General features: G+C 38.2%; 4 protein-coding genes. All 4 read left to right on the top strand.

Translation table 11 applies throughout. The features are described from left to right. The first annotated feature begins 26 nt into the window (after nt 1-26). Genes PX481_RS04900 through PX481_RS04885 form a run of 4 tightly spaced genes read left to right on the top strand, consistent with a single transcriptional unit; the run spans nt 27 to nt 4,508 of the window. A complete protein-coding gene (locus PX481_RS04900) occupies nt 27-242 on the top strand; it encodes a hypothetical protein (protein WP_288027199.1) in 216 nt (71 codons plus the stop codon). After that, nucleotides 242-1,219: a methyltransferase gene (locus PX481_RS04895; protein WP_288027197.1), complete on the top strand. Its 978-nt coding sequence runs from the start codon at nt 242-244 to the stop codon at nt 1,217-1,219. The genes PX481_RS04900 and PX481_RS04895 overlap by 1 nt, the downstream gene beginning before the upstream one ends. Before the next feature lie 17 nt (nt 1,220-1,236). After that, on the top strand, nt 1,237-2,439 hold the full coding sequence (locus PX481_RS04890) for an SDR family oxidoreductase (protein ID WP_002761479.1): 1,203 nt from the start codon (nt 1,237-1,239) through the stop codon (nt 2,437-2,439). 56 nt (nt 2,440-2,495) lie between these two features. Then, on the top strand, nt 2,496-4,508 hold the full coding sequence (locus PX481_RS04885) for an ABC transporter ATP-binding protein/permease (protein WP_002761476.1): 2,013 nt from the start codon (nt 2,496-2,498) through the stop codon (nt 4,506-4,508). Nucleotides 4,509-4,903: the final 395 nt, after the last annotated feature.

The following is a 4,903-nucleotide window of genomic DNA, read 5'->3' as shown; positions in this document are numbered from 1 at the left end:
TTATAGAGAAAGGCATTTAGCGATTTTTGTCAATTGTTTTTGCTCTAGAGCGAACTAATCAATTAAGTCTCTTGCCAGATAAGGATTTAGTCGATTTATGCCCCCCTATCGAACCATACCAAGTAACGAAGAACCCTTTTTTTAGGGAATCCGTAAGCTCAATCAAAAAGGTCATTAAATTATGTTTAATCTTCCCAGAGAAAACCCAAATCAAATATCTCCTAGAGACACCGTTTTACTGATGATTAGGGGGTTTCAGATCAGTCAATGTGTTTATGCTGCTGTGAGATTAGGGATTCTTGATTTGTTAGGAGATGGCTCAAAACACTATCAAGAATTAGCGACGGAAACTAACACTCATGCTGATTCTCTCTATCGTCTTTTACGAACTTTGGTCAGTTTAGGAATTTTGCAAGAAAATCAACCGGATTATTTTCAAAATACTCCCTTAGCGGCTTATCTAAGGGATGATCAAGTGGGAACTTTACGCAACTGGCTAATTACCGAGATAGAAGAAAGTTATGCTTGTTGGGGCAATTTTACCCAAAGTTTAACGACTGGTGAAGGAGCTTTTAAAGCCATGTATGGTCTTGATATTGAGGAGTACCATCGAGAGAATCCTAGCCAAAATAAAGTTTATGATCAATCAATGAATGATATAACCACATTCCAAATAGCCAAAATATTAGAAGCTTATGATTTTTCCTCCGTAGAAGTATTGGCAGATATTGGTGGCGGTCAGGGAAAACTGATTGCTGCTATCTTAAAACGTTACCCTCAAATAAAAGGGATACTTTTTGAACAGCCATACTCCCTTGAAAAAGCCAAAAATTTATTGAAACAGGAAGGGGTAAGCGAACGCTGTGAGTTGATAAGTGGAGATTTTTTTGAATCGGTTCCCGTCGTAGCCGATGTTTATTTACTCAAGCAAGTTTTGCTCAGTTGGAATGATCAACAAGTGGTTGATATTCTCAAAAACTGTCGCCAGTATATGCCTTCCACATCTCGATTATTAATTGCAGAAAGAATTATCCGCAAAATTTATTGGAGAGATAATTTAGCTGATCTACAGTTATGGATGCTTCATTCAGGAAAAATTCGCTCAGAAAATGAATTAAAAGTCCTATTAACAAGCGCTGGATTTCAAATAGATAAAATTATTGATACTATGCCTGTGCAGAGTTTGATTGAAGCAAGTCCACTCCCTAAATTAAATTAGATATGTCCTAGCAAAGCATGAGCAATCAAGAATGTATTCCAGATTTTAAAACAGAAGCTATTCTCAATCCTGATATTAGTTTTGACAGTCCTCTGAAGGAGGATATTGACGAGCCAAAATCAATTTTTTTAACTGGCGCTACTGGATTTTTAGGGGCTTATTTGCTCCGGGAACTGATCGGTCAAACCACCGCTAATATCTATTGTTTAATTCGTTGTCATACTTTAGAAACTGGTAAACAGCGACTAAAAGAAAACCTCCAATCTTACCAACTTTGGCAGGAACCTTTTGATGATCGTATTATCCCGATAGTTGGCGATTTAGCTCAACCATTGTTAGGTCTTTCTGAGAAAGATTTTTGTCAATTAGCCACCGACATTGATGTTATTTATCATAACGGATCAGAAAACGACCCGATCACCCCTTACTCTCAAATGAAAGCGGTTAATGTTTTGGGAACTCAAGAACTTCTTAAGTTAGCCGGACTAAGAAAAACTAAACCAGTTCATTTTATCTCGACAGTCGCCATTTTTTTTAGTCAGGCTCATAGACAAGATATAGCGATTAGAGAGACGGACTTTCCTCTATTTTCTCCCAGTTTAAATACGGGCTATAAACAAAGCAAATGGGTGGCTGAAGAATTAATACACCTAGCTCAAAAAAGAGGTTTGCCCGTCTCTATTTATCGACCTACAAGAATTATGGGTGACAGCAAAACTGGAATTTATCGAAAATCCAATAATTTCTTTTTTCGGTTTATTCAAATATGTATTAAATTAGAAAAATTTCCCACTTTTGATGTGGATATTAATATTATTCCCATTGACTATGCCAGTAAAGCTATTGTTTATCTCTCAAGGCAAAAGCAACTTTTAGGAAAAACCTTTCATTTAGTTAATCCTGAATCAATTTCATGGCAGAGACTTTTTGAACTAATTAATGCCTGTGGTTATGCCACTGAACCGGTATCCGATAAAAATTGGTTAGTGATGGTTGAAAATTACCTTTTTGAGCAGGGAGGAGAAAAAGCCGTTAGTTCTTGCTTCCCAATTATTTTAAAATCAGCTAAAATGATTAGTCAGACAAAGCCTCGGTTCGATGCTTGTCAAACTATCGAGGGATTAGCTCATAGCTCAATCGTTTGTCATCCTCTCGATTTATCCCTGATCTCTACTTATTTACTTGCTTGGAAAAAATATGAGACAAAAATGTTAAACTAGCAAAGGCTCATCTGCTGCCCGACTACCAATAGCGTCAACCCCTTTTTTTTGGAAATATGTCAACCCAAGTTGCTGAAAACAAAAATGCACTTGCTTCTTTTAACCAATTTTTGAAAGATGTCAAGGCGATCACTCAACCTTACTGGTATCCGACCGAACCAGGCGCAAGAAGCTTTCCCGAGGTGATTCGTGGCTGGGGAATGCTATTTTTGCTAATTTTTCTAATCCTCGGTTTAGTAGTCGTAACGCTTTTTAATAGTTTTGCTATTCGTCGCTTGATTGACGCAATTGTACAACAGGGAGACTATGCCAAATTTAATCAGGAATTGATCGCCTATGTGATTGGGCTGATCTTGGTGACACTGCTAGTCGGTTACAGTAAAAATATTTCCAAAAAAATTGCTTTGCATTGGTATGAATGGCTAAATGGTCAGGTTTTAACTAAATACTTCCATAAACGTGCCTATTATAAAATTAATTTCAAATCTGATATTGATAATCCTGATCAACGCATTGCTCAAGAAATTGAACCGATCACCAGTAATGCTCTTAGCTTTTTCTCATCTTTTCTAGAAAAAAGCCTGAAGATGCTTGTCTTTTTAGTAGTGATCTGGACGATTTCTCAGCGGATCGCTATTCCGCTACTTATTTATACAGTCATCGGTAATTTTATCGCCCTTTATTTAAACCAAGAATTAATCAAGATCAATGAAAAGCAATTAGCTTCAAAAGCTGATTATAATTATGCGTTAACTCACGTTCGCAATCATGCTGAATCCATCGCCTTTTTTCGGGGGGAGAAAGAAGAATCAAATATCATTCAGCGAAGATTTAAAAAGGTATTAGATGATACTCGAAATAAAATTGATTGGGAAAGAGGGAACGAACTGTTTGCTAGGGGCTATCAGGCCGCTATTCAAGTATTTCCCTTCTTAATTCTGGGACCTTTGTATATTAGAGGTGAGATCGATTATGGACAGGTGGAACAAGCTTCCACAGCCTGTTATATATTCGCTACTTCTTTGGGAGACCTGATCACTGAATTTGGCATTTCGGGACGATTTTCTAGTTATGTTGAACGTTTAAATGAGTTTTCGACTGCCCTAGAAACTGTTACTCAACAACCAGAGAATGTCAGCACGATCAAAACTATCGAAGAAAATCATTTTGCCTTTGAGAAAGTCACTTTACAAACTCCCGACTATGAGCAGGTAATTGTCGAAGATCTATCTCTTTCTGTTCAACCCGGTGAAGGATTACTAATTGTTGGCCCTAGTGGCCGCGGCAAAAGTTCCCTCCTACGAGCAATCGCGGGTTTATGGAATTCTGGTACGGGAAGTTTAATGCGGCCTCCCCTTGAAGAAATTCTCTTTTTACCTCAACGTCCCTATATTATCCTGGGAACCTTGCGGGAACAATTGCTCTATCCTCAGACCGATCGTCAGATAACTAATACCGAAATTCAAGCAGTATTACAACAAGTCAATTTACAAAATACCCTAAGTCGGGTGGATGAATTTGACTCTGAAAAACCCTGGGAAAACATTCTCTCCCTAGGAGAACAACAACGTCTAGCCTTTGCTAGGCTCTTAGTTAATCCCCCCAGTTTTATCATTTTAGATGAAGCAACCAGCGCCCTAGATTTAGTCAACGAAAGGATTCTATATGAGCAATTAAAAGCTCGTAAGACAACTTTTATTAGTGTCGGTCATCGAGAAAGTCTCTTTAATTACCATCAATGGGTTCTAGAACTCTCGGCCGACTCTAGTTGGGAACTCTTGACTGTTGAAAATTATCGCCTTAAGAAAGCGCGAGAAATGTTTACTAAGACCCCTAATGGCAATTCTGTAAAACCTGATATTACCACTAATCATGAGTCAGAATCCCCAGAAACACATCAGTCTCTTGAGGGACTTTCTCATCAAGAGATAAAACTATTAACCGACTTATCGATCTCTAGTGTTCGTAGTAAAGCTAGTCGCGGAAATTTGATCGTAGCCAACGATGGTTTTACCTATCGTTATGACAAAAATCCTCAAATCTTAAAGTGGCTTAAAATCTCACCTTAAGCTGTCTGGCTGGAAAAGATTGATATAATCTGGCTGGAAAAGATTGATATAATCAGCCAATAGCCAGACCTCGAATCGACCCTAGAACCTGGACAAACCCGACAGCTGCCTAACGATGTCAGCAATTTAACTACCAGTTTCTACCAACAACAATTGACCGATAATATGGGATGAGAGGCTATTGAAGCTAAATTTTGTGAAAACTTCTCAATTATATCGCTAGATAACTAAAATGTGTTAAGCTAGGCGGTAGGATTCTGGGAAATCATGACAGATAAATCAATCTCTTATTAGTCAGAGTCCCTGAACCCCTGATTACCCCTTTCTCCCCCGGTCGATGACAAAACCAATGGCTGAACAACGCTCTGTACTAAAATTTAATGGCATCGATGATC

It is taken from the genome of Microcystis sp. M53603_WE2, from assembly GCF_030065435.1.
Note: the sequence above shows the minus strand (reverse complement) of the source record. Positions and strands in the feature narration are given on the sequence as shown.

What these genes read in the sequence shown, in the direction of transcription:
- PX481_RS04895 (WP_288027197.1), top strand. Translation starts at nt 242, where the DNA reads ATGATTAGGGGGTTTCAGATCAGTCAATGTGTTTATGCTGCTGTGAGA.
- PX481_RS04890 (WP_002761479.1), top strand. Translation starts at nt 1,237, where the DNA reads ATGAGCAATCAAGAATGTATTCCAGATTTTAAAACAGAAGCTATTCTC.
- PX481_RS04885 (WP_002761476.1), top strand. Translation starts at nt 2,496, where the DNA reads ATGTCAACCCAAGTTGCTGAAAACAAAAATGCACTTGCTTCTTTTAAC.